Consider the following 1,047-nt stretch of genomic DNA (forward strand, 5'->3'; position numbering starts at 1 on the left):
GCAGCCCGGATGCCACGGCTACCGCTCCCATGGCCATCGCGGCGGAGGCACCGAGCAGTCCGGTGCGTACGGGGCCGCCGATTCCCCTCTTCCGGCCTCGGCCCCGCCCGCGGTGCCGACCTGCCGCACCGGCCGCGTGGTCCTCAGCGGCGGGTGCGCCGGCCGAGCGACTATGGCGTCCCATCTGCTGCGCCTTCCTCGATGTGCCCAGGTGCTCGTGATTGCTCTCGCACCGCTCATGACGTCAATGCGCTTCACCCATTCGAGTGAGCCTCATTTCGACGGGACTGTACGCCAAGCGGGGTGGGGGCGATGTGCTCACCGAGGTATTGGCCCATTAGCTTGCACCTATGAACGAAGACGTGCGGATCACCGCTTGGGTACGCGGTCGCGTACAGGGAGTTGGCTTCCGCTGGTTCACCAGGGCAAACGCTCTGGAGATCGGGGGTCTGGCGGGCTTCGCCCTGAATCTGGACGATGGTCGGGTCCAGATCGTCGCAGAGGGATCACGTGAGAATTGCCACCGTTTGCTCGACTGGCTTCGTTCGGACGACACGCCCGGTCGTGTTGACGGAGTCACTGCGATTTGGGGCACACCGCGGGGCGGATACGAGACCTTCGCCATCCGGTGACCACGGCCGGCGGCGCCGTGCCCCGAAGCGGCCCGAACGGTCCCGATCATTTCTGTTCGATCTTGAACGGGCGGCGGTATGCGAAGACGCGCCCGACCGAGATGGCGCCCGGCCTGCCCGTATGTCCTTGGCAAGTGCGTCTGGCAGGAAATGGCGGATGGTTGCCAAGAAACGGGCTCTCATGCCAAGCTGCCGCGTTAACGATGATCTCCACGCCCTCCGGGGCCGCAGGAGAGGCGCCGCCGCACCGCACGCGGACGCACGCCCCTGGGCCGCCCGGCGATGACGGGCTGTGATCGTGTTGACCGTCAAACTTTTTGGTGAGACTCTGGAAGCCCCGCGCACCTTAGCTGTTCGGTAGAGCTGGTCAGCAGCAGAACCGCAGTGGTGACAGAGCCCTGCCGAACACCGCGGG

At 66.3% G+C, this 1,047-nt stretch carries 1 protein-coding gene; it reads left to right on the plus strand.

Translation table 11 applies throughout. The features are described from left to right. The first annotated feature begins 350 nt into the window (after positions 1–350). Positions 351–632 (plus strand): acylphosphatase, encoded by a 282-nt coding sequence (locus tag ACFXKA_RS43330; protein WP_379431960.1) that lies wholly within the window; start codon positions 351–353, stop codon positions 630–632. The last annotated feature ends 415 nt before the right edge of the window (positions 633–1,047 follow it).

The organism is Nocardia sp. NPDC059228, assembly GCF_042754245.1.
Classification (GTDB): Bacteria; Actinomycetota; Actinomycetes; order Mycobacteriales; family Mycobacteriaceae; genus Nocardia.

Coding starts and splice junctions, on each gene's coding strand:
- ACFXKA_RS43330 (WP_379431960.1), top strand. CDS start 351: ATGAACGAAGACGTGCGGATCACCGCTTGGGTACGCGGTCGCGTACAG.